Source organism: Paenibacillus thiaminolyticus, assembly GCF_003591545.1.
Lineage (GTDB): Bacteria > Bacillota > Bacilli > Paenibacillales > Paenibacillaceae > Paenibacillus_B > Paenibacillus_B thiaminolyticus_A.
This window is the reverse complement of record NZ_QYZD01000028.1, coordinates 208-23,428: the sequence shown is the minus strand read 5'-3', so window position 1 is coordinate 23,428 and position 23,221 is coordinate 208. Positions and strand designations below refer to the sequence as shown.

The following is a 23,221-nucleotide window of genomic DNA, read 5'->3' as shown; positions in this document are numbered from 1 at the left end:
GCATGCATAGAACTGATGGCGGCTGCCGACGATAAGGTCGGGGCCGTTTGTCATATCTTGATTATAATTGGCGAAGAAGACGCATTCAGTTACCAACCCGTCAATAATTTGGTGAAATTGTTCACAGAATATAAGGGCCGCCATCACGGTTTTTCAATCCGTGTTCATGGTATCGTATAAATACAAGTAACCGTTTTCATATTAATAACGGTTCTAAATTTATTTTGTGAAGGACAATGGAGGGATTCAGCATGAGTATTCATTTGGAAGCACAAGTTGGAGATATTGCACCCGTCGCCTTGATGCCTGGCGATCCTCTTCGCGCGAAGTACATCGCAGAAACGTTCCTTGAGAACGCCGTTTGCTACAACCAGGTTCGCGGCATGCTCGGATACACAGGAACCTATAAAGGACATAAAGTATCGATTCAAGGCTCCGGCATGGGGATTCCTTCCTTCTCCATATACGCGACGGAATTGATCAAAGATTATGGATGCAAGACCATCATCCGCATCGGAACATGCGGCGCGATTCAAGAAGACGTGAAGCTGCGCGACGTGCTGCTGGCGCAAGCGGTATGCACCGACTCTTCCATCAACAAGCACTACTTCCCGGATGCCGAGTTCGCCCCGATTGCGACATTCGATTTGCTTCGCAGCGCCTATGAGATCGGCCAGGAAAAAGGGCTTCATCTTCAGGTAGGGAACATCTTCTCTTCGGATCATTTCTATGCCGACACTGTAGAGATGCAGACGAAGATGGGCAAATACGGGGTTCTCGCCGTAGAAATGGAGACGGCGGCGCTTTATATTTTAGCGGCGAAATACGGTATTGACGCCTTGGCGATGTTCACCGTCAGCGATCATATTCTGACCGGGGAGCAGACGACGGCCCAAGAGCGGCAGACGACGTTCAACGACATGATCGAAGTCGCGCTGGAGACAGCACTTCGCGGCAAATAAGACAACCGGACAGACAGGAAAAAGGGGCAGCCCGCGGTCAATGCCAAGACCGGGCTGCCCCTTTGCTCCATGCTCACTTCATCCGCACGATTTTGCGGCTCAGCCGCTCCTCCCAACGCCGCAGCTTCTCCTGCTTGATACGCTGCAGGTCCCTCTCGGTCTCTTCATCCACGCACAGGAGGCGGTGCAGATGGGCGGCAATAATAAGCAGCGCGAAGGCGCACCAGACGATGCAGAACCAGACGGCCGGCGTCCAGCCACCCTGGAAAGACAGTGTCGGCAGTACGATGACAAGCATGGCAAGGGCAGCCCCTATCGACAGGACATGCTTCCATACACTACGCTTCGAAGAACGGAAATAAGACATTCGGTTCATCATGGGCAATCGCTCTCCTTCAACAGCAACGAAGACAGCCGGCGGCGCCATCGTTCTGTAATCCTATAGCTTGGCTATAGTAGAGCGTATGCGGCATCCATAGATAACATGCCAGATTCGTTCACACCGCAGCACCCGCGGCATCAGTATCGCTCGGCCGCGTAGGCCTCGCGCTCAATGTGCCGGTATCAGGCATACAGATGGCCGAGCGCATCCGATACGATCTTGTTCACATCCTGAATGACGACCGCCAGCCGCCGTTCGGCTTCGAACAGCTGCGCGATCTCAGAATTCATGCTGATGACTTCATACAGCTTCTCCATTTTGTCCAGCTCCGACTGCTCCGGCATCTCGCCAGTCATCATCTTCTGCTGCATCTCCATCTGGCGCAGGCGGAAATCATCCAGCATTCGCTTGCTGTCCCCATCGGCCTCAATCGCCTTCATCGCCGTCTCGACGGCCTTCGCCTCGTCCGATTGCTGCAAGGCGCGGGCCAATTCATGGGCTTGATCATATACACTCATCCATTCTCATCCTTTCCGTTCTTCCTCGTAAGTCAGCATACCATACAGGAGCGGCCGCTGTCGCGAGTGCTACTAACCGATGGCCAGAAGAATCAGCGACTGAATCAAGCCGATAATCCCACCAAGCAGCGCCCCGAGCCACGTGATAGCACGGAACTCCTTCCCCGAGACGCTCAAAATAATCGTCTCCAGCCGCTCGATCGGGAACTGCTCCACCTGTGAACGGACGACTTCCTCCAGACGAGCGGCACGCACGACCTTGTCCAGATTGCGATCCAGCAGCGCGATCGCGGAATCGACGAGCCGCGGCACGTAGGGCTGCCAAGCCTCCTTGCTCTCCTCCAGCCAGCGGCTCGGCCGCGCGTCTCCCCACCGTTCCAAGCGGCGGCTCCACTGCAGCCATGACTTCGCCAGCCCGATAATCTGGCCGGCAGGCTCGGACTCGTCGCCCGACCAGACGCGCAGCAGCTCGGCCGGCGGCTGGCTCAGCCAATCCTCCAGCTTCCGCTCCAGCATGCGGGTCACGGTCTCATGGACCTTGTCGGAACGAAGCTGCTCCGCCAGCAGAGGCGTAATCCGCGTGACCAGCTTATCTTCATCGACGAAGATGGCCGCCATCACGCCCATGAAGCCCTTCGACCGGTCCACGAACTCCTTCGCCATCCGCAGCAGCATGCGCTGCCCGCTGGACGACAGCAGTTCCCGCTCAATCGACAGCAGGATGGCGGAAGCGGCCTTGCCTGCCAGCCGGTTCAGGCTCTCCTCCTGCCCTGCCGGCAGGAACTCGGACAGCGGACGCTCGTCCCAGCCGCTGCCCGCCAAGCCGCGCCGGATTCCCGACTCAGTCAGCTTGTCGAGCCGCTCCCCGCAGGCCGCACATAGCTCAGGCCAGCTGTGCCCGGGGAAGGCAAGCGCGGCCCATTCGCGCAGCGTGCGATCATCCGCCAGCAGCCGGTCGAGAAAGCCCGCCAGGCCGGCCGCCGCCCGCTCCTGCACCTCCGGCTGGCGCAGCATCACCCGCAACCCATCGCTGGTCACCAAATATTCAGATACGACATCCCCTAACGAGCCCGCAATATCTAACTTCCGCTTCGGAATGAGGCCGGGCGTGAACGGCACTCTCCGTCCGAACAGATGAATCGGCTGCCGCGGGTGGAACAGCATCTTTATTGCAAAATGATTCGTAATGCCGCCGACAAACGCAGCCACAATGACGCTAAATAGAATAAACAACCAATTGGGCACGTCCACCCCTCCTTTCATGGTGCAGGTCAATCACCAAGGGAAATATGTCCTCATATGATGAATTACGTATGCGGTTCACCTGTATTAGTATCGACTCCAGCCCGGTGCATACCGTGATTCATCATGCAAGTCGTCGTTGGAAGGAGAACCAACATGTCGAAATCAAAAGTGAGGCTCCACGTTGTGAGTGCCGGCATCTTGCGGGAAGACACAATCATGTTGGGCGACAGCTATGTCAAGCAATGGAAAATTCCCGTAAACCATCCGATTACGCTGCGCTTTGGTTCCTTCAGACAGAGTGTGACCGTATCCTCCGTTCCCAAATCTGACGGGCTCCGGATCAATCATGCGCTTGCCCGTAATATGGGCCTGTCGAACGGTGGTACCCTGCGGCTAACGTATACCCAGCAGACGTTGAGAATCGGTCCGCTCATCGGCGTCCTGATCAGCCGGGATTATCCTGATATTCCAGATCGGCCGTTCGGCACGATTACCGCCTTCTGCCGGGAGATGGTCGATGCCTGCCAATCCCAAGGAGCCGTTGCCTGCTTCTTCACGCCCGAACATCTGAAGGACCCTCAACGGATACAGGCATGGGTTTTTACAAAAGGAACTTGGCAGCTCACCAGCATGCCAATCCCGGATGTCGTTAACAATCGCTTGACTACACGATCTCTGGAGAACAAACCTAGCGTACAGCATTTCATGAAAGAAGTAAAATTACGCTACCAGTCGCATGTATTCAATGAAAAGTTTCTGGATAAGACCGAGGTATTCGACGCGTTGAAGTCGAGTGCGGAGTTGACCCGCTACTTGCCGGAATCGTATTTGTTGCGCAGCTACTCTACCCTCAAGACGATGAGCGGACGATACCAGACCCTCTTCCTGAAGCCAGCCCGGGGAAGCCTCGGCAAAGGCATCATCTGCATTAACCGTACCTCGGATAACGGTTATCAAGCCCTCTATTCCAATATTAGCGGCACCAAGCGCCAGAACTTCAACAGCTTAACCAAGCTGTTCTCTTCCCTGTCCGGGAAGCTGAAGACGAACCGCTACCAGATCCAGCAAGGCTTGAACTTAATCGATTATGCCAAGCGCCCGATTGATTTCCGCGCGCTCGTTCAGAAGAACATTCATGGCCGCTGGAGCATCACGTCCATCGTCGCCCGAACCGCGAGCACGCAGCATTTCGTGTCGAATGTGGCGCGCGGCGGAACGCTCAGCACCGTGAAGGAAGCGGTCAGCCGCTCGAATCTGCCGACCGGCGCGAAGAGCGATATCGTGGGCAAGCTGCAGCGGGCCGCGCTCGATATCGCGCGCGGCATCGACACGCATATTCCCGCTCACTTCGGTGAATTGGGGATTGACCTGGCTATCGATACGTCAGGCAAAGTGTGGCTGCTTGAAGTCAACTCCAAGCCTTCCAAAAATGACAATACTCCGTTAAACGTCAACCGAGTCCGTCCCTCCGTCCGCAAAACGGTGGAATACGCCCGGTATTTGTCCGGATTTTAAGGAGGTGGCAGGGAATGAAGAAGAAGAGAACCGATCAGCAGCCTGTCATCGGCGTTCTGCAGAACGAGTCGCCCGGCACTCCCCCCTTCACCGAGCCTGAATATTGCCGCCGACTCTGTCAGGCCGGACGCAAACACGGCGTCCGAGTTATCGTATTTTCGCCTGAATGGGCCGACCTTGCTTCCGGTACGGTGAACGGTTATGTCTACGGCGACCAGCGATGGGAGCCTTGCACTACCGCGTTGCCTTCCCTTGTGTACAACCGGTGCATCTTCTCCGGCGGAAGCGCCAGCGCCAAAGCTTCAACCGCCCTTGCCAAGCTGCTGCGGAGCAGACGCACAGCCCAGTTGGGGGTCGGATTGCGGGGCAAATGGGACATCTACCGCTCCTTATCCACAGAGTCTGGCCTGAGCGCGATTCTGCCGCCCACTCATCTTTACAAGGGCAAGCGCAGCCTCGCTGCTGCGCTGTCCCGCTACGACGGAAGCCTGTTCCTGAAGCCTCATGCCGGCTCCAAGGGGAAATCTGCGCTCCGGGTACAGTATCGCCGGACGGCACAGCAAAGAGATGGAAGCCATGCCCCCTTACTCCATATAACAGGACGCGATCAACGCAACCGCCCGCTGACGAAGCATTTTGAATGCACCGAGAATGGATACGACTGGATTGCCGGCTTTATCGGCAGACGAACCTTTGTCATGCAGCCTTGCTTATCCTTGCTGACGCAGGCAGGCGAGCCATTCGACATTCGTGTGCTGATGCAAAAGAATGACCGGGGCCGTTGGGCGATGACCGGCATGGCCGCACGCATCGGTGCCCCTGACAGCATTACTTCCAATCTCCATGGAGGCGGGCGGGCCGTGTCTGTCCTTCCATTTTTGAAGCGCGAATACGACCTGGAGCGTGCCGAGCGGCTCATGGAGCAGCTGCATGCCTATAGCGAGCGCATTCCCCCTCTACTTGAAGCACGACACGGGCGTCTGATGGAGGTCGGCCTGGATTACGGCATTGATCGGGAAGCCCGCATGTGGCTGCTGGAGGTCAATTCGAAGCCGGGCAGGACGGTCTTCCGTCAGACAGGCGAGCGGGAAGCCGCTGTGAAATCCGTGGAAAATCCCATCTTGTATGCGCGCTATGTATTGGGTCGACATCTTAGGAGGGTAAGTCCATGAGTTTGACGGTATGCAACGTCCACTTAACACCTAAATCCGAGAAAACAGTGTATCTCTCCAGCACCTTAATGAAGCAACTGAAGCTAACCGGCAAAAAATCAGTACGGCTTCGATTGGGCAAGGCGACAATCCCTGCTACGCTGAAGCCGGTGAAGCGTCCAGGCAACCATGTCATCATACCAGCTGGCCTTCGTAGCTTCGTCCGGGTGCCGAAATCCGGTATGGTCTATCTTCGCAACGATCAGGAAGGCGATCTGCAATTGGGACCGCTAATCGGCATCTTATCGGATTCCTCGCTGCGCACGCAGTCGCATCCATTCGGCGGCCGAACCTCGTTCATTAAGCAAATTTTGCGCGCCGGCAATAAGAAAGCCTACGTCTTTGCCTTCACTCCGCGCGACATCAATTGGCATAACGAGACCGTCAACGCCTACTTCCTATCGGAATCCGGCAGTTGGATCCGGCGCACCGTGCCGCTGCCGGATGTCGTATATAACCGGCTGCCGAGCCGGAGGGCAGAGACGACGCCCTCGATCCAGATGCTGCGGGAGCGGTTCGTTCGCCGGAACATCCCTTTTTTCAACTGGAGCTTCTTCAAAAAATCCGATATCTACGAGCTGCTGGAAAACGATCTGGAGGCCAATCTCCACGTGCCGGATTCGGTCATGAATCCGACGCCGGACACGATTCGCGACATGCTGGCCCGCCATCAGTTCGTCTACTACAAGCCGACCTCGGGAAGCCTCGGTATCGGCATCTATCGGCTGACCTACCTACCGAGAAAAGGATATTTCGCACGTTACACAGTCAACGGCAAAAACACGCTGCTCCGCTTCAAGCAATTCTCAAGCCTCATGCGCATGCTGCAAGGAAGGCACGGCCGTTCGCTGCGTAACTATGTCGTGCAGCAGGGAGTTCGGCTCGTCGAGATCGATGGCTGTCCGATCGACTTCCGCTTCCATATGCACAAGAACGGGGAGAATGACTGGACCGTTGTCGGAATCGGGGCCAAGAAAGCCGGCAAAGGCAGCGTTACCACCCACGTGAAGAATGGCGGTCAACTGATGACGCCGGAGCAGGCTCTCCAGCGGATGTTCGGCAACAGAGCCGACGAAGTGCTTGTCAATATGAAAAGGGTAGCCATCGAACTGGCGCTGGCCATTGAACGGAACTATCCTCATCTGCTTGGTGAGCTCGGCTTCGATCTCGGCATTGACCGGGATGAGCATGTATGGATGTTCGAGGCCAATGCCAAGCCTGGGCGCTCAATATTCAAGCATCCATCCTTGCGCACTGAAGGTCAATCATCCATTGAACATATCCTGGATCACTGTTTGTTCCTAAGCAAATTCCGCAGGAGGGATCCGATGTGAGTGGCATAGAGCAAGATCAGCTGCCGGTCGTCGCCATTCTGACGATCGAGGATGCCAAGGAAAAATTCCGCGGCAATCGCGATAACTTCCTGGATATCTTGCGTGCGGGCAAGGATCTCGGATTTACCGTATATATCGTGACCGTGAGGGATCTGAAGCTCGATGCCAAGCGAATCGCGGGCTATGATTACAACGAGGATAAGCAGGCCTGGCAGCAGGATTGGTTCCCCCCTCCCCGCATCGTCTATAACCGCATACCGCTGCGGGAGGATGAGAATCTGCCTGCCGTCCGCAACAAGATTGAGGAGATTCTGGAGCATCACAGCATTCGCCTGTATAATCCTTACTTTTTCAACAAATGGCAATTGTTCGAATGGCTGAAAAAATCGAGGGCCACCCGGCCCTTCATCCCCGCGACGCGGCGGCTGCGCACCTCTGTCGCGCTGGCCAAAATGTTGAACAAACATCCCTATCTGTTCCTGAAGCCGGAGACGGGAAAGGCCGGCATGGGCATTATGACGCTGCGCGTCAATCATACGAAAGCGATGAAGTTCCGGCTGAAAACCCAGGACAAGAGAAGGAGCGCCCTGTTCAAATGCGCCACGATCTCGAAGCTGTGGGCCCGGATACGCAAGCAGGCCGGGACCCATGATTATATCGTCCAGCAAGGCATTCCACTGGCTACGTTGAACCGGCGGCCGTTTGATTTGCGGGTGCTCGTGCAGAAGAACAGCAAAGGCCAATGGGATATTACCGGTGTCGGCGCCCGTGTCGCCGGCTCTTCGAGCATTACGACCCATGTCCCCCGCGGCGGAAGCATCGAGAATCCCGAGAAGCTGCTCAGCGCAAATTTCGGTGCCGAACAAGCGCGGAGAACGATGGCCCGGACTAAAAACGCGGCCATCATCATCGCCCGGCAGATCGAACGAGGCTCCGGGCATATGCTTGGCGAGATGTCGATGGATTTGGGCGTAGATACGAACGGCAGCATCTGGTTCTTCGAAGCCAATGCGAAGCCAATGAAATTCGATGAGCCTCATATTCGGAGGCGCTCGCTGGAACGAATTTTCCAGTATTCGACTTATTTGTCCCGAACCGGCGGATAACGTCAAAGAAGGTGAAGACGCTTGGATGAACCCGTTCTTGGCATCTTGACGCTCTATATGAATGAACACAAACAATTGGAAGAACGGCATATTTATCAGAAGATGACTGTGGCCGGCAAGAAGCTGGGATTGACCGTCTTCGTATTCACCCCGGAGGATGTCGATGACCATCAGAAGCGAATCAACGGTATGTGGTACCATCCGAAGAGCGGGCGCTGGACGCGTAAATGGACCCGCTTCCCGACTATGATCTTCGACCGGTGCCGCATTCAGAAAAGCTACCGGTTCGAGCAGCTGAAGCGGTTCCGCAGCAAATACCCGAAACTCCTGTATCTGAATCGTCCGCTCCGCAATAAATGGACGATCTACCAAGTGCTCTCCACGGTCCCGTCCTTGAAAAAATATCTTCCCGACACAAGGCTGTATTCGGGAATTCAGGATGTGCAGCGCATGCTGAAGGAGCGGCCGCTGATCTACCTGAAGCCGATTAACGGTACGGGAGGGCGCGGCATTCTTCGCATCCAGCGCCTCCGCTCGGCGGACGGTGTGGTCTATGTCGAGGGAAGGGATCATCAGCGGCAGGTCATCCGGCCGATGAAAATGACCTTCTCTCAGTTGGCCGCCAGGCTAGCCTCCTGGAAGGCGAACGACCGCTACCTCATCCAGCAGGGCATCGCGCTCAAGCTGCCGAGCGGACGCGTGCATGATTACCGGATGCTCGTTCAGAAGAACGGCTCTGGCGCCTGGTCGGTTACGGGCTGCGCCGGGCGCGTCGGACCGATCAATAGCATCACATCCAATCTCCATGGCGGAGGCCAGGCCGTGCGGATGGAGGAGCTGCTGACACAGTGGATAGGAGACAAAGGCCGCATCCAGGATATCCGCAAGGAGGCCGAAGCCCTCAGTCTCGCGGTAGCCGAATTCCTGGAGAAGCGATATGATGCTCTCTGCGAGCTGGCGCTCGATCTCGCGATCGACCAGAAAGGGGGCATCTGGCTGCTTGAGGTCAATCCGAAGCCGGCGCGAGAAGTGTTCCACCGCATCGGCGACAAGAAGACGTACCGCAACTCGATTGTGCGCCCGCTGGAATACGCATCCTGGCTGTACCGGAAAAAGGCGGGCATTAAACTGCCGGATTCCGACAAATCGCCGCCGCCGACAGCCGACAACAAATCGGAAGGATAAGAATGACGGTTGAATTCAGAATCGTCCATCATATACGACAGGCGCAGCTCTCAGAGTCTGCGCCTGTCGCGGTTAAGATGCTGTCGTACGGTATAAGTCCAACAGCTCGTCGAATTGACGGATGATGACGTCTGAGCCCTCAAGCTCCTGTTCCTGACCGAAGCCGGCATACTGGCAGCCGATGACGGCAAGTCCGTTCTCCTTCCCCGCTTCCACGTCAGAGGAGCGATCGCCGATCATCCAGGCCGAATCGATGCCATGCTCCGACTTCAGGATCCGCACCAGTTCCACCTTAGTCTCGGTGCCTCTTCCCCCCGCACTGTATAAACCGGTGAACAGCTCGTCCATGCCGAAGGTCTTTATGATCGCCTGTATATATTCCTCCAGCCCGTTGCTTGCGACGAATAGCTTCACGCCTTCCCGCTGCAGTTCGGCCAATGTCTCCTTCACCTGCGGATACAGCTCCGAGATTCCTTCGTTCAATCCGGATAACTCGTAGTGCAGCAGAAGCTCGTCCGCGCGCCGGTGCGCCTCCGGGCTGCCTTCCGGCATGACCTGCTTCCAGATGTCCGCCAGCAGCATACCAAGCGATCCGAGTATCAAATCTTCCGGGGGCGTCGGCCCCTCATGCAGCTTCTCGCTCCGCAATGTATCGAATACCCGATGATACGCTGTCACCAAAAGCGATTCCGTGCGGAACAGCGTCCCGTCCATATCGAAGATCATCGCTTCCGGGCGCGGAAGCCGGTCTGCGCGCAATGTGGCCATACTCACAACAAGTCCCTCCAATTGTCGTCATTAAGTTAACGGTCAGTGACCCCACTATACCATAAGCAGCGGCCCAACCGGAGCGTTTTCCCTTATTCTTCTCTTTAAAATTATGTTACGGCTCCTGCCCGTTCACTTGAGGAACGTCTGCATATCGGATAACATCATAGTACAGCATGTAACACGGAGGCGAACCGATTTGGAACAAGTGATAATTATAGGCGCCGGGCCCTGCGGGCTGTCGGCCGCGATCGAATTGCAGCGCAGCGGTTGGGATCCGCTCATTATCGAGAAGCAGTGCATCGTACACTCCATCTACCGTTATCCGACCCATCTCCAGTTCTTCAGCACGCCGGAGCTGCTGGAAATCGGCGGCATCCCGTTCGCGACCCCGAATGAGAAGCCGTACCGTCACGAAGCGCTCGTCTATTACCGCAGGGTGTCGGAGCAGTATGGGCTCCGTATCCGCTCCTATGAAGAAGTTAAGGATATCGCCAGGAAGGAGGACGGCATCTTCACGCTGCACACGGAGACCCGCAGCGGAGAAGCGCTTACTTACCGAAGCCGGCATGTGGTCATTGCGACCGGCTATTTCGATTATCCGAACCTCCTGGGCATCCCGGGCGAGGATCTCCCGCATGTCACCCATTATTTCCAGGAGGCGCATCCGTACGCCGGCATGAAGGTCGTCATCATCGGCGGCAGCAATTCTGCCGTCGATGCCGCGCTCGAATGTGAGCGGGTGGGCGCCCAGGTAACCATCGTCTATCGCGGCACAGAGATCTCCGGCAATATCAAGCCGTGGGTCCGCCCAATTCTGGAGGGCAAGCTCGCCAAGGAGCGGATCCATATTCGTTATGACTCCCGTGTCGTCGATATTGCCCAAGATCAGGTGCGCCTTGAGTGCGGCGACGGGTCGACAGAAGAGATTAGCTGTGACTTCGTGCTCGCCCTAACCGGCTTCCGTCCCGATCGCAAGCTGCTGGAGTCGAGCGGTGTCCGCATGCAGAACGATCAGGACAAGCCCGTCTATGATACGGAGACGATGGAGACGAACGTGCCCGGCCTGTATGTTGCGGGCGTCATCGCATCGGGCCGCAATGCGAACGAAGTCTTCATCGAGACCGGCCGCTACCATGGCCGGTTGATTGCCGACCATATCGGCCCCAACCCCGACGCCGCGGCGGAAGACCGTACGACCAACGGATAGCCGCCCGGCTCCCAAATGGATGGAGTGCGATCCGCCAATCATGGACCGTACTCCGTCCGTGATTGGTCCGCATGCCGCCCTCCATCGGACTAGCATCGTCCGGTAAACGGACACGTGCCCCTTTCCATAGAACCAGGCTTCATCCGTAAATTATGCTGTCTTCGTTCGGCTTACTAGGCATCCTACGTGAATGAACACGTTCTGTTCTTATTGGACTAAGCAAGCACCTTCCACGAGTGTAAGGCCCATTCTAACGGAATGCCGCCTCCCACGCATTACATCACAGGCCGTAAACGGATAGCCCTCCACCATATTTCATTACGGTACATGACACCACTCTCCCATTGCATCAGGGCAGCCTCACTTTCCGTCTCTTTTCGTCGATATCCCATCGAGTCATGACGATCTCATATTTCAACTCTTTGCATCGCTATCCCATCGAGTCAGGGCGATCTCACTTTTCAACTCTTTCCACCACTATCACATCGAGTCAGGACGATCCCCCACTAGTTCTTTACATCCCCATCGGCTCAAAGTTCTAACACACAATATCCAATATTCAGATAAACACATTATTTTAAAGCAAGAACACTCCATCCAAACCATCTTATTTTGATTGTTAGATCTAATTCTATTATGGTTATTCACTTTCTACCTGGCTTATGGGGAGATTGGCTATAAGAGACTCCGAGTTCATTCATCTTCCTGACCGAAAGGGAGATTGGTTATAAGGCAATCCAAACACATTCCTCCTGAACGACGGGGAGTTTCGTTATAAGGTAACCTGCACATATACATCTTCCTGACCCAAAGGGAGATTGGTTACAAGGCTATCCGAGCACACCCTTCTTCCTGACGACAGGAGAGCTGGTAATTGGGCAACCCAGGCTCATCCAGCTTCCTGACCGACGGGGAGAGTGGATATAAGGCAGTTGGACCTTCTCCGACTCCCTACCCGACATTGAAAATCATGCTCTCTCAAATGAAAAAAGCGGATTGCCAACTGGCCTCCGCCTATCAGTATCATAAATATTTTGAAGCTGCTGCTTACTTCGCCAAGGCTGGCAGCAGGGCCGTTCTCGTCTTGAAATCGGCGCCCTTGTAGTACATATCTGCGACAAGCAGATTCGGTCCGCAGCAGGCGGCCGCCGGGCAATGGCAGTCGACTGTGCGGGACAGCGGATGGTCCTGCAACCAGGAATTGAAAATATCGTCCAGCCGGCTCTCGTAAATGCTGCCGAAGGCCGGAATGTCCGCGAAGTCGGTCACGAAGACATCGCCGCTGAACAGGTTGACATTCAACCGGTTGCGCCCGTCCGGATCGTTCCGCAGCGTGACCATCGGCTCAGAGCGGAGGCGCTGAAGGAGCTTCTGGTCTTCTTCGTCCGTATTGCAAGCGAAGAAAGGCAGCGTCCCGAACAGCATCCAGACGTCTTGGTGGCGGGTGTCGAGCAGCCGATGTATCGACTGTCTCAGATCGGACAGCGGCAGCACCGGAAGATTCTGAGCGAACGAGCTAGGGTACATTGGATGCACCTCATGGCGCTGGCAGCCCATCTCGACGATAAGCTGATGAATCTCGCTCAGCTGACTGTGTGTCCGGTAGTTGATCATCGACTCGGCCGAAATGTACATTCCTGCCTCGCTCAGCCGCTTCGTATTCTCGATCATGCGCTCATATAACCGGGATGCGGCCCCGGACTTGACCTCATGGCTTGTATGAGTGAACCCGACCGCATGGAAATCTTCCATGCACGTATAGTTGAACGAAATGTGCATGACGTCCAAATATGGAGCGACCAGTTCATAGCGGCCGATATCGAAGGTCAGATTCGAGTTGATCTGGGTCCGTATTCCTCGTTCGCTGGCGTATCTCAAAATCGGAACGATATAGTCGGTTACGGTCTTCAGATGGAACATCGGCTCCCCTCCCGTAATACTGAGCGTCTCCAGATGCTCGACCTCATCCAGCCGCTTGAGCATGAGGGAGAGCGGCAGCTTCGGCGGCTCGCTCATCATGAGCGTGTGTCCTACCGCACAATGCTCGCAGCGCATGTTGCACATCTGGGCCACCGTCATCTCGACGCTGGTCAGGACATGACGTCCGTACGCGCGCAGCGAGCGAATCGGATCCCAAGGATCATACGCCGGGCTGATCTGTTGCTTTTCCTTGACTCGTTCCATTTCTAGTTGATTCATACTACATTCCACCTTATTTTTCCATTAACCTGTTGGCTGGCGATTTCCTTCGCCACCCTGCCCGAACAGCAGTCATCTCTCCAACTGTCGAGCGGCCAGAGGCTCGCTCCGTGCAGCCGAAGCGCTTGCTCCGGGCAAAGCTGGTCATCCGGGCCGATTATCGATTAGGCCGCACGCTTCTTCTCCTTGCGACGGAACCCCTTCGGCGCCCACCAATTGGCCCGCCCCATCAGCTTCATCAGCGAGGGCACGAGGAAGATGCGGATCAAGGTCGCATCGAGCAGTACCGAAGTGGCCAGCCCAAGGCCGATCGCTTTCATCATTTCATTATCCGTGAAAATAAAGGCGCCTACCACGACGATTAAAATGAAGGCGGCGCTCGTAATGATTCCGCCGGTCTTCATGAGGCCGTCTGCCGTGCTGTGCTCGTTATGTCCCGTACGCTCGTATTCCTCGGCAATCCGCGACAACAGGAAGACTTCATAATCCATCGATATGCCGAAGACGACGCAAAATATGATGACCGGCAGCATCGCAACCACCATGCCGGTCGACGTGACCTGGAACAGATCGGCCAAATATCCGTGCTGGAAGACAAGCACGACGATGCCGAGGCTCGATCCGAGACTCAATATGTTCATCAGCACCGCCTTCAATGGAAGCAGAACCGAACGGAAAGCGATGAACAATACCAAGTATGTCACGATCAGGATGAAGACGACGACATAAGGAAGCGCCCCCGTAATGCGCTCGATTATGTCGAGCTGCACCGCCGGTCCGCCTGTCACATATTTGGCGGTCATTCCGCCCTGGAGCTCCCAATTCCGCAGGCTGTGGACGAGATCGCGCACTTCCTGCCCTTCCGGGTCGCCATCGGGAATGACCTGCATGACGATAAGCCGCTCCTTCGACAGATGGCTGCTCTCCAATTGAGCGCGCAGGGCAGGATCCTTCAAGGCCTCCGCCTTCGCGTCCAGGCCGGGCAGTCTGCTCATCAAGCTTACGTAACTGTCGACGCGCCGCACTCCATTGATCCGGCTCAGCTCGGTCTGCCAGGCTTCCACCTGCCGGATCGTCCCGGCATCCGTATAGGGCTGCTCCATACGCAGCGCGATGAGAATCGGGTTCAGTTCCCGCTTGTCATATGCCTCGTTCAGCAGATCGGAGCCAGCTCGCGACTCGTACTTCGGCGGCAGCATCTCCGCGTCCGGAATACCGATATTCATGCCGGCCATCGGCAGCGCGAGGCCGGTCAGCAGAACGAACAGGATGATGACAATCGTAACCGGCCGCTTCATTACGCGATGCGCGATTCCGCGCCAGAAGGCGCTGCCTCCTTCCGCATCCAGGCTGCGGAAGCGCACAGGAATAACCGGAAAGCGATTGATGCGCTCGCCGAATACGCCCAGCAGAGCCAGCAGCAGCGAGTTGCCTACGATGACGGACATCGTCACGACGAGCACGCCGCCCAGGCTCAAGGAACGGAACAGAGCCAGATCGATGAACGCCATCGCCACCAACCCGATCAACACTGCCACACCGGAGAAAAATATCGAGCGCCCCGCTTTCTGGGCGGTCATCGCCACCACGGCTTCAACCGAGCCCTGCTGCCGCAGCTCTTCCCGGAAGCGGCTTACCATGAACAGCGCATAATCGATCCCGACGGCGAGCCCGAGCATCGTCACGACATTCGGGAGAAAGTTGCTGAGCGAATCGGTCCCAAATGAGATGAAGTAGATCAGACCGAGGGTGATAATCACGCTGACAACACCGACGATGAGCGGCAGCAGTCCGGCCAGCAGCGTGCCGAATACAGCAAGCAGAACGATGAGCGCAATCGGCAGTCCAATCAACTCCGACTTCACAATGTCCCGCTTGCTCGCTTCCTGCATATCGTAATAGACGGGGGTCGCTCCGCTGACATAGGTGTCAGCCTGCGGAAGATCGGGTATCCGGCTGCGGATCTCCGGATATCTCTCCAACGCTTCATTCGTATCCAGATTGAGAATGACGTGGACGGCGACGACATCCTGCCGCGCGTCATCCTGCCGCCCTTCCTGGCGAATACGGACGTCGCTGACGTACGGCTCCTGCTTCAGTCCGGAAAATCGTTGTTCGATCAGCCTGAATATGTCTTCCGTCATCAAGGAGGAGCCATCCCGGCTCTCATAGACGATATCCATCGTCGTCGAAGAGAGCCCGACCTCGCTGCGCAGTATGGACAGCCCCTGCTCCGATTCGCTGCCGGTGGGCGTAAAGCCGTTATCCTTGAGCATCGAAGGAACCTGCAGGGCTAAGAGAGACATGGCCAAAAAGAATACCGTCCAACCGATCCACACAGCGTGTCGTCGACGGTATACCCATTGTCCCCATGTCCAAAAAAAGCCGCGGCTGTCCGATTCCCGCACGTATGTCGCCCCCTGACCACTCTTATTATAGCTTCATTGTAAGCTTCCCGAGTGACAGGGTCAATTTTGGATGTGCGAGCTGACGATCGTCACATTCAACGACCGGGCCAGATCGACCTCGTGCGGCACGGCGAGCTTTTCTCCCTCGGGTCCGGTCAAGATTCGCACAATCGGCCGTTGGGGGTATTCCGAATGAATGCGGGCAACGACGCCGGTCTCGCCCGTGCTCAGGCGGACGGACATCCCGACGGGATAGACTGCAAGCCGGTCACGGAACACGGCAAGCATCGATGCATCATAGAGCGTATCCGCTCCCGTGTACAGCAATTCCAGCGCTACGTGGGGCAAGATCGCCTCCTTATACACCCGATGCGACGTCATCGCATCATAGGAATCGGCGATCGCCACCCATTTCGCATATTCATGAATCTCATCGGAACGAATTCCGCGCGGGTAGCCGCTGCCGTTCAGACGCTCATGATGCTGAAATGCGCAATGGGCGGCAAGCAGCGGAATATTCGGCTCCTCCTTCAAGATGAGATAGCCAAGCTCGGCATGCCGCTTCATCTGAGCGAATTCCTCATCCGTCAGCTTCCCGGGCTTGTTCAAAATATTCAGATCAATCTGCGTCTTCCCGATATCATGAAGCAGCGCGCCCATGCTCAATACCCGCTGCTCTTCCTTCCCATACCCGTGGTGGATGCCAAGCAGCGTCGTATAAATGCATACATTCAACGAATGCTGGAACAGGTAATGATCGGTCGCCTGCATATCGTTCAGCATGACCATTGCGTCTTCATGGCCGGACAGCTCGTCGATAATCGAATCGAGTATGCCTCCAAATGCTTTGCCAATCGAAGAGGGTTGCCGCGGCTGCTTCCGTGATGTCGAATCATTCATCATCTGCTTGAACTGGTGCCGAACTACGCCCGTCGCTTCCCTGCGCGTCTCCTCGCTTAACAGCGAAGGAGCCTCGATCCCTTCCGTCCGGTTATCCTCAATGTAGACATAAGAGACGCCCATCTTCCAGAGCCGGTCAATATATGCTTCGGACAACTGTACCGCCTCGTTCAACAGGACGAGGCCTTCTTCATTGAAAATTTTTTTCGCTAGCCGCATGCCGGGACGGCAAGCCTGAATTGGCATCCAACGCACACATGGTCAACCCCTGCTGTTTCTGACTTTGCAATTTCTTTTCCTATGATCGTACGACTCCATCAGCTACTCTATCATAGCAAAAATGCTGCCGTGCGCGAAGAGGAGAATGTTGCTTTCTGTCGCTACCCGGAGCGGGTTGTTGCAGAAACTGTCGGATGGTGAACGTCCGCATTGGCATCGCCGATTTACCGGATAATAAAGAACCAGAACAGTCCGGCAAGCACGAAGCGATAGATGGCAAAATGGCGCAGCCGAATGCGCTGGATATGCTTCAAAAAGATGACGACAACGATATACGCAACGATAAAGGAAACGATAAAGCCGAGAGCAAAAAAACCGATAATATCCAGGGTAAGCATGCGATACCCGTCGATCAGTTCGTAGCCGCTCGCCATGAACATAATCGGAATCGCCATCAGAAAGGAGAAGTCGGCAGCCGCCCGATAGCTGACCCCGCTTAGCATGCCCCCGGACATCGTCGAGCCCGAACGGGAAAAGCCCGGAAAGACGACAGAGAGAATCTGGTACAGTCCGATCAAAAACGCCTGCAGGTACGTAATGTCATCCATCGTCTCTGCGGCCGGCTTGCGCCGGGAGCCGAACCATTCCGCAATCCACATGAATACGCCTCCGGCCACAAGAGCCCATAGTATGGTCGGAGTATTGTCGAACTGGCTCTTGATGTAATCTCGGGCGAAGAAAGCGACGATGAGGGCGGGACCGATGCCAAGCGCCACATGCAGCAGATTGAGCTGCTGCGTGCGGACATGCCCCTGCGCCACCGTCCGGCTTCGCAGTCCGAGCATCTCAAGAATCCGCTGCCAGTACACGACCGTAATCGCGAGAATCGCGCCCAGTTGGATGACGATCTCGAACGTCTTCAGAAATTCCTCCTGTTCGGCGATGCCCATAAGCCGGGTCGTCAAAATCATATGCCCGGTAGAGGAAACCGGGATAAATTCCGTCAAGCCTTCCACGATGCCCAAAATGACCGCTATCCAAATATAGACCATGATAGGTGTCCACCTTTCCGACTAACGATAATGGACAATCGCAAGCCGATCCTCGCGGCAGCGGCGCAGTTCCTCCGCCTTCCGCAGCTGGACGGCCAAAATATCGCGCAGCATCTCCGGCAGGAAAAACGTGATATCCTGTCCATTTTTCAAGCTCGGATAGCCTCCGCCAAAAACAAACATGTCGATCGTGCCGACGACAAGCCTGTCGTTATCGGCCACTTCCCGGCCGTCGAACCACAGCCGGATCCGCTCCTCGTCCGGTTCGGACGGATCGAACGTCCATTCCACCTGGAGCCCGTCCACGCACAGCGTGCCAAGCTGATCCCCGCGGAACCCATAACCGCGGACCACCCGCCCGTAGCATTCCTCATGGAGACTCTCCCGGATTGCCTGCTTCACGTCTGCGCCGGATAGATGCATCCGGACCGGATTAATGGGAGAGGGACATAGCGTATGCAGTATGCCCTCGGTCACCGTGCCGGCTGGCAGATCCCCAAGCAGTTGGCCCGCATTGACGAGACCGATATCCGCTCCGGTATGGTCGCGAATAGCTTGGGCCAGCAGCTGGCCGAGAGGAGACGGCCGATCGTAACGCACGGCGAGCGGCTCCGCGACTTGAGCGACAGGGACAGACAGTGTCCGGGTCCCCTCGGCCCTGACCTGGAGAAGTTCGGCCTCCACGATCGGATCAGGAAGCTCTCCGGTCACTGGAGTACAACGCACTGACAGCTCCATCTCCCCCGATGGGGCCCGCCGGCACTCGGCCACACCCAGATGATCGCCGTATTTCCCCGCAGCCAGCAGCCAGGTCCGGCCCACTTTATGCCCGTCCGGAAGCAGGTGATGGCTGTGCCCGCCCAGAATAAGGTCGATCCCTTCCGTTTCTTCTGCCATTCTCACATCCGTCGTCAGCCCGCAGTGCGACAGGACGACGAGCAGATCAACGCGAGGACGGAGAGCAGAGAGCGCCTCCCGAACGGCGGATATCGGCTCGCCTACCTCCCATCCGAGCAAACGGTAATAATCGACATAAGGAGCAGTAACGCCGACGATGCCGATCCGAATTCCTTCGCGCTCCATCTCGACCCACGGCTTCAGCCAGTCCGGACGCTGCCCGGTGCTGAGCGCGGTGACGTTTGCGGCCAGGACAGGAAAGCGTGCATTGCTCCGATACACTTGCCCGAGCCGCTCCGGCACGAATGTCAGCCCTTCATTATTGCCGATCACAGCGGCATCGTAGCCGAGCCGGTTCATAAGCCGCACATTCGCTGCGCCGTAGGTCCCCTCTGTCTCCATATAAGCCCGGTCCATATGATCGCCACCGTCCAGCAGCACGATCTTCTCCCCGCAATGCTGCCGGTAACGGCTCATGAGCGAGGCTAGACGGGCCGCTCCGTTCCAATGGCTATGAATATCGTTCGTGTATAGCAATAGAATCGAAGCCGATGTATTCAACTGAGGCGATGGCATCGTATCTCCCATCCTTCCCTAATCTAGAATGTCATGCACAGATTAGAATAGCATGTGTCCGATTCGGGTGACTACTGTGGAAGAACGAAGGGATGGCCGGGCACCCTCGCCGGAAGGAGCGGAGCATACAAGCCTTATTATTCTGTATACGAGCGCTGCGTTGATTTGATGACCGATAATTTTTAAGCAAAATGGGAAATGCTGTTGTCACGTTCCAATGAAGTTGATATGATTACGGTACATATGTTGTCTATTTTTGGCTAGGACGGTGAATGAACGTGAAGGTTCATGTCTTAAGCGTTACGGACGGCGATATCGTAGCGAAGGATATTTTTAATTCACACGGTCTTCTTGTGATTTCCGCTGGAACGAAATTGAAGGAGAAGGATATCGCCCTGCTCCTGCGGCATCATCTTGATTTTATCGATATTGAAGAGAGACAAGCCGAATCGATGACAACGCTTCCACAATTAGTTTCCTCTTCCGGAACGGATCAACTGCAGTCTTCCTATAAGGAAGCGGTCGCCGGAGTGGAGCAGTTATTCTATGAGGCGGCTGCCCATGGTCATATACAAGATGAACAGGTGGAACAAACATTAACGCCGCTGATTCACCAGATCAAAGCGGAACGGGATGTCGTCTCCCTGCTCTTGAGGATGGAGGCGGAAGATGATTGCACCTACCAGCATTCGGTCCAAGTCGGAATGCTATCCTATTATTTGGCGAAGTGGCTGAATTATAATGAAGCGGATGCGGTGCGTGTCGGCAAGGCCGGCTTCCTTCATGAGATCGGCATGGCTCTGGTGGATACGGATACCTCATCGCTTACTGCTGCGGGTATTCAGAACGAGGAAGAAGTCGAGAAAATGAAAAAGCACACCCGTTTCGGGTGCGACTTGCTACGAGGGACCTATGAGGACGAATGGCTGTATCTGACCGCGCTGCAGCATCACGAACGGCTAGATGGAAGCGGTTATCCGTCTGGCCTGAAGGAAGACGAGATTCATCCCGTCTCCCGTATCGTTGCAATTGCCGCTGTGTACAGTGAGATGACCTCGACCTGCAGCGGTCAGCCGAAGCAGAATCTGTTCTGCGTATTGCGGGATCTGCACGCGATGAGTTTTGGTCAATTGGATCCGACGATGACCCACACCTTTATCCGGAACATGATTCCGAACTTCCTGCACAAGCAAGCCCGCCTGAATGACGGCCGGACGGGAGTCATCGTGATGTCGAATCAGACCGAGCTGTTCCGCCCGCTCGTGCAAATCGATCAAGAGTTCGTCGATCTGGCACAGCGGAGACAGTTGGAAATCGAGCATGTATACGTGTAGCTGCATCATTATTATTTGCGGGGCGTTTTCAATTCTCCCTTGACCCGGTGCGACATCAACTCGGAGACCGTGACTATGGAGTAGCCCCGCTTTTTGAGTTCCGGCAAAATCTGCTTCAACGCCTCCACCGTCTGCGCACGGCCCTCCGCGAAATCATGCATCAGCACGATATCCCCATTTCGGGCCGAATTCAGTACTTTATTGACGATGCGCTGCACACCGGGCGAGCTCCAGTCCTTCGTGTCCTGATGCCATGACCACATGACGATGCGGTAATCGTTGGCACGAGCGACGTCGACCAGTTGCTGATTATAGTAGCCGCCGGGCGGACGATACAAGTGAGGGGCCGTTCCGGTCACCTCTTTGATGACCCGGTGCGCCTTCATCATATCCTCCTTGATCTCAGCGGCCGAAATCCCGCGGCGGAAATATTTATGGTAATACGAGTGGTTCCCGACCTCATGCCCTTCACGGACGGTACGTTTCACCAATTCCGGATTATCCTTCACCCGCCAACCAACCAGGAAAAAGGTAGCCTTGGCGTCATGCTGCTTCAGCAGCTCCAGAATGGCAGGCGTATTTTTGGGATCAGGACCATCATCAAAGGTGAGGGCAATTCGCTTACCGGCTGACGGCACCTCCCATACGATATCTCCCCGCTCCTCGAAGTAAGCCCGATCTTTACGAACCGGCTTTATAGCTGCGTTCGCCGGCATTGGCTCCAGTTCTTCCATAGCCGCAGCAGCAGGGTGTCTCTGCCGGACGGCCTCATCGCCGGCAACGTTTCCTGCAGCCTCCCCTCTATGAACCTTCGTCTCTGGCGCAACGAACAGCAAGGCTATAGCCACAAGACAGCTCATCCCGATTCGTGCCGCACGCTCCAGGCTTTTCCTTACGCGCTTCATGTCGCTTCCTCCTTCACAACTGTCGAGCATTCTCTGCGGTGCGCGATGCGGCGCAAGCAGTGAAGATTCACTTATTATGCGCCAGCGGAGGGAAGACATTCATGCGGCGGAACCGAATTCGAGGAATTCTGCGTTGGCAGAAGGAGCCTGGGAACAGAGGTGAGGAAATACTGCATATCTGGTTGCTATTGTTCAATTGACTCCATTACACGAAAGCCGCCTGACGAATTTTTCTTCAAGACAAGAATATAGATTATATTCCGATCGATATCATTAGCAGAGATAATGTAGGTCCTCTAGAGAAATCATGTTCTACCCTTCATCTATTTGAAAATTATCGGCGTAGGTCGCTTTCACATACTGTCTGGAGAATTCAAGCGCCGCCTGCTTTTCTGTATAGGTGTACGATCGATATCCAGCAAAAAGGATTATCAGGGCGGCGAGAACGAGCCAATTCATCAATCGGCGATGGTTGCGCATACGGTTCAGGTGCAAGAGATGGCTGCGCATAGGCTATCCTCTAAGACTTGCGGTTTCCAGCTATTTCTTCTACTGTACCACGTTCTGGTCAGGATGTATCATGCCGATCGCCCGCGGCCGGTCAGCGGCTTCCAGGATAAAATGCGTTCCAGCCGGAACGGTCGCCATCCCCTTGCCGCGAGACAGGTTGCATGCAGGACGTCCTCCCGGATATTGCGCACGACAATTCGCCGCTGAGTAATGGTTCCGTGCCGATCCTCATAGATGATTTCGATCGTGCTGCCTATATAATGCTCTGTCTTCACTATACATCACTCCGAATATTCGCATTTGTTTACTTCTAGCTAGCATATACGAACACATATTCGATATACAACGGTAAAAAGATGCAGTTTTCTCCGCTGCGAGGGAAGTGTAAACTGGATTGACTATGATGGGCGGCTTGTCGCGAGATAAGGTTGTCCTGTATGTTCGAACGGTTCCTTCGCCTGCCAGGAATGATGCAAAAATACAGGAATTCTACATGATCCGATCGTTGGAAAAGGGGATCCTGCAAAAGTGCAGGAATTTCACTCGTTTTCGCTTGAATACGTCGCAGTTTGAAGAAAATGATGCAGCTGCGCAGCAATTTCGTGATATTTCCCCTGACCTTGCCAAAATTGCTGCACTTTTGCAGGAATGCCACTTGGCGCAATTGCTGCTCCCCTTACAATGCCGCGGCTAGGCCGCTTGGGGCGCTATGCTGGTGCCCTTGCAAGGTTGCGCGGCTAGGCACTTGGGGCGCCTAGGCTGTTGCCACTAGCAAGGCTGCGCGG

20 protein-coding genes are annotated in these 23,221 nt (G+C 55.5%); 9 read left to right on the top strand and 11 right to left on the bottom strand.

What is annotated here, in order from left to right; all coding sequences use genetic code 11:
• The first annotated feature begins 251 nt into the window (after positions 1–251).
• A complete protein-coding gene (deoD, locus tag DQX05_RS22915; protein ID WP_119795434.1) occupies positions 252–962 on the top strand; it encodes a purine-nucleoside phosphorylase in 711 nt (236 codons plus the stop codon).
• 73 nt (positions 963–1,035) lie between these two features.
• Here the strand turns inward: deoD and DQX05_RS22910 are convergent, their stop codons facing one another.
• The 3 genes from DQX05_RS22910 to DQX05_RS22900 form a co-directional block, all read right to left on the bottom strand.
• Positions 1,036–1,341 carry a hypothetical protein gene (locus DQX05_RS22910; RefSeq protein ID WP_259392155.1) on the bottom strand — a complete coding sequence of 102 codons (306 nt, stop codon included), beginning with the start codon at positions 1,339–1,341 and terminating at the stop codon, positions 1,036–1,038.
• A 185-nt stretch (positions 1,342–1,526) separates the two neighbouring features.
• The gene (locus tag DQX05_RS22905; protein WP_119795433.1) at positions 1,527–1,862 is read right to left on the bottom strand and encodes a YlbF/YmcA family competence regulator; all 336 of its coding nucleotides are present in this window, start codon (positions 1,860–1,862) and stop codon (positions 1,527–1,529) included.
• A gap of 72 nt (positions 1,863–1,934) precedes the next feature.
• Positions 1,935–3,107: a DUF445 domain-containing protein gene (locus tag DQX05_RS22900; RefSeq protein WP_182914847.1), complete on the bottom strand. Its 1,173-nt coding sequence runs from the start codon at positions 3,105–3,107 to the stop codon at positions 1,935–1,937.
• Positions 3,108–3,260: 153 nt separating this feature from the next.
• Here DQX05_RS22900 and DQX05_RS22895 point away from each other — a divergent pair, with 153 nt between their 5' ends.
• The 5 genes from DQX05_RS22895 to DQX05_RS22875 are packed head-to-tail and all read left to right on the top strand — an operon-like array spanning position 3,261 to position 9,458.
• Positions 3,261–4,622 (top strand): YheC/YheD family endospore coat-associated protein, encoded by a 1,362-nt coding sequence (locus DQX05_RS22895; RefSeq protein ID WP_119795432.1) that lies wholly within the window; start codon positions 3,261–3,263, stop codon positions 4,620–4,622.
• A gap of 14 nt (positions 4,623–4,636) precedes the next feature.
• Positions 4,637–5,794 carry a YheC/YheD family endospore coat-associated protein gene (locus tag DQX05_RS22890; protein WP_119795431.1) on the top strand — a complete coding sequence of 386 codons (1,158 nt, stop codon included), beginning with the start codon at positions 4,637–4,639 and terminating at the stop codon, positions 5,792–5,794.
• Positions 5,791–7,167 (top strand): YheC/YheD family endospore coat-associated protein, encoded by a 1,377-nt coding sequence (locus DQX05_RS22885; RefSeq protein WP_119795430.1) that lies wholly within the window; start codon positions 5,791–5,793, stop codon positions 7,165–7,167. The genes DQX05_RS22890 and DQX05_RS22885 overlap by 4 nt, the downstream gene beginning before the upstream one ends.
• A complete protein-coding gene (locus DQX05_RS22880; RefSeq protein WP_119795429.1) occupies positions 7,164–8,273 on the top strand; it encodes a YheC/YheD family endospore coat-associated protein in 1,110 nt (369 codons plus the stop codon). The genes DQX05_RS22885 and DQX05_RS22880 overlap by 4 nt, the downstream gene beginning before the upstream one ends.
• 21 nt (positions 8,274–8,294) lie before the next feature.
• A complete protein-coding gene (locus tag DQX05_RS22875) occupies positions 8,295–9,458 on the top strand; it encodes a YheC/YheD family endospore coat-associated protein (RefSeq protein WP_119795428.1) in 1,164 nt (387 codons plus the stop codon).
• Positions 9,459–9,530: 72 nt separating this feature from the next.
• On the opposite strand, the gene DQX05_RS22870 is transcribed toward DQX05_RS22875, so the two are convergent.
• Positions 9,531–10,226 carry an HAD family hydrolase gene (locus tag DQX05_RS22870; RefSeq protein WP_119795427.1) on the bottom strand — a complete coding sequence of 232 codons (696 nt, stop codon included), beginning with the start codon at positions 10,224–10,226 and terminating at the stop codon, positions 9,531–9,533.
• Between the two features lie 199 nt (positions 10,227–10,425).
• On the opposite strand from DQX05_RS22870, the gene DQX05_RS22865 reads away from it, so the two are divergent.
• Positions 10,426–11,436 (top strand): YpdA family putative bacillithiol disulfide reductase, encoded by a 1,011-nt coding sequence (locus DQX05_RS22865; protein WP_119795426.1) that lies wholly within the window; start codon positions 10,426–10,428, stop codon positions 11,434–11,436.
• A gap of 1,047 nt (positions 11,437–12,483) precedes the next feature.
• Here DQX05_RS22865 and yfkAB read toward each other — a convergent pair.
• The 5 genes from yfkAB to DQX05_RS22840 form a co-directional block, all read right to left on the bottom strand.
• Positions 12,484–13,635 carry a radical SAM/CxCxxxxC motif protein YfkAB gene (gene yfkAB, locus DQX05_RS22860; protein WP_119795425.1) on the bottom strand — a complete coding sequence of 384 codons (1,152 nt, stop codon included), beginning with the start codon at positions 13,633–13,635 and terminating at the stop codon, positions 12,484–12,486.
• 164 nt (positions 13,636–13,799) lie between these two features.
• Positions 13,800–16,043, bottom strand: a complete 2,244-nt coding sequence (locus DQX05_RS22855) for an MMPL family transporter (protein WP_119795424.1) — start codon at positions 16,041–16,043, stop codon at positions 13,800–13,802.
• Positions 16,044–16,103: 60 nt separating this feature from the next.
• Positions 16,104–17,189 (bottom strand): HD-GYP domain-containing protein, encoded by a 1,086-nt coding sequence (locus tag DQX05_RS22850; protein ID WP_119795482.1) that lies wholly within the window; start codon positions 17,187–17,189, stop codon positions 16,104–16,106.
• Positions 17,190–17,386: 197 nt separating this feature from the next.
• Complete coding sequence (locus tag DQX05_RS22845) at positions 17,387–18,214, bottom strand: undecaprenyl-diphosphate phosphatase (protein ID WP_119795423.1); 828 nt, start codon at positions 18,212–18,214, stop codon at positions 17,387–17,389.
• 21 nt (positions 18,215–18,235) lie between these two features.
• A complete protein-coding gene (locus tag DQX05_RS22840) occupies positions 18,236–19,687 on the bottom strand; it encodes a bifunctional metallophosphatase/5'-nucleotidase (RefSeq protein ID WP_119795422.1) in 1,452 nt (483 codons plus the stop codon).
• 272 nt (positions 19,688–19,959) lie between these two features.
• Between DQX05_RS22840 and DQX05_RS22835 the strand changes: the two genes are divergently transcribed.
• Positions 19,960–21,021, top strand: a complete 1,062-nt coding sequence (locus DQX05_RS22835) for an HD-GYP domain-containing protein (protein WP_119795421.1) — start codon at positions 19,960–19,962, stop codon at positions 21,019–21,021.
• Positions 21,022–21,032: 11 nt separating this feature from the next.
• Here the strand turns inward: DQX05_RS22835 and DQX05_RS22830 are convergent, their stop codons facing one another.
• Positions 21,033–21,926, bottom strand: coding sequence for a polysaccharide deacetylase family protein (locus DQX05_RS22830; protein ID WP_119795420.1), 894 nt, complete (start codon positions 21,924–21,926; stop codon positions 21,033–21,035).
• Between the two features lie 578 nt (positions 21,927–22,504).
• Positions 22,505–22,711, bottom strand: a complete 207-nt coding sequence (locus tag DQX05_RS22820; RefSeq protein ID WP_119795418.1) for a hypothetical protein — start codon at positions 22,709–22,711, stop codon at positions 22,505–22,507.
• A 119-nt stretch (positions 22,712–22,830) separates the two neighbouring features.
• On the opposite strand from DQX05_RS22820, the gene DQX05_RS22815 reads away from it, so the two are divergent.
• Positions 22,831–23,130 carry a hypothetical protein gene (locus DQX05_RS22815; protein WP_119795417.1) on the top strand — a complete coding sequence of 100 codons (300 nt, stop codon included), beginning with the start codon at positions 22,831–22,833 and terminating at the stop codon, positions 23,128–23,130.
• The last annotated feature ends 91 nt before the right edge of the window (positions 23,131–23,221 follow it).

What these genes read in the sequence shown, in the direction of transcription:
- deoD (WP_119795434.1), top strand. Translation starts at nt 252, where the DNA reads ATGAGTATTCATTTGGAAGCACAAGTTGGAGATATTGCACCCGTCGCC.
- DQX05_RS22910 (WP_259392155.1), bottom strand. Translation starts at nt 1,341, where the DNA reads ATGATGAACCGAATGTCTTATTTCCGTTCTTCGAAGCGTAGTGTATGG.
- DQX05_RS22905 (WP_119795433.1), bottom strand. Translation starts at nt 1,862, where the DNA reads ATGAGTGTATATGATCAAGCCCATGAATTGGCCCGCGCCTTGCAGCAA.
- DQX05_RS22895 (WP_119795432.1), top strand. Translation starts at nt 3,261, where the DNA reads ATGTCGAAATCAAAAGTGAGGCTCCACGTTGTGAGTGCCGGCATCTTG.
- DQX05_RS22890 (WP_119795431.1), top strand. Translation starts at nt 4,637, where the DNA reads ATGAAGAAGAAGAGAACCGATCAGCAGCCTGTCATCGGCGTTCTGCAG.
- DQX05_RS22885 (WP_119795430.1), top strand. Translation starts at nt 5,791, where the DNA reads ATGAGTTTGACGGTATGCAACGTCCACTTAACACCTAAATCCGAGAAA.
- DQX05_RS22870 (WP_119795427.1), bottom strand. Translation starts at nt 10,226, where the DNA reads ATGGCCACATTGCGCGCAGACCGGCTTCCGCGCCCGGAAGCGATGATC.
- yfkAB (WP_119795425.1), bottom strand. Translation starts at nt 13,635, where the DNA reads ATGAATCAACTAGAAATGGAACGAGTCAAGGAAAAGCAACAGATCAGC.
- DQX05_RS22850 (WP_119795482.1), bottom strand. Translation starts at nt 17,189, where the DNA reads ATGCCAATTCAGGCTTGCCGTCCCGGCATGCGGCTAGCGAAAAAAATT.
- DQX05_RS22845 (WP_119795423.1), bottom strand. Translation starts at nt 18,214, where the DNA reads ATGGTCTATATTTGGATAGCGGTCATTTTGGGCATCGTGGAAGGCTTG.
- DQX05_RS22840 (WP_119795422.1), bottom strand. Translation starts at nt 19,687, where the DNA reads ATGCCATCGCCTCAGTTGAATACATCGGCTTCGATTCTATTGCTATAC.
- DQX05_RS22835 (WP_119795421.1), top strand. Translation starts at nt 19,960, where the DNA reads ATGAACGTGAAGGTTCATGTCTTAAGCGTTACGGACGGCGATATCGTA.
- DQX05_RS22830 (WP_119795420.1), bottom strand. Translation starts at nt 21,926, where the DNA reads ATGAAGCGCGTAAGGAAAAGCCTGGAGCGTGCGGCACGAATCGGGATG.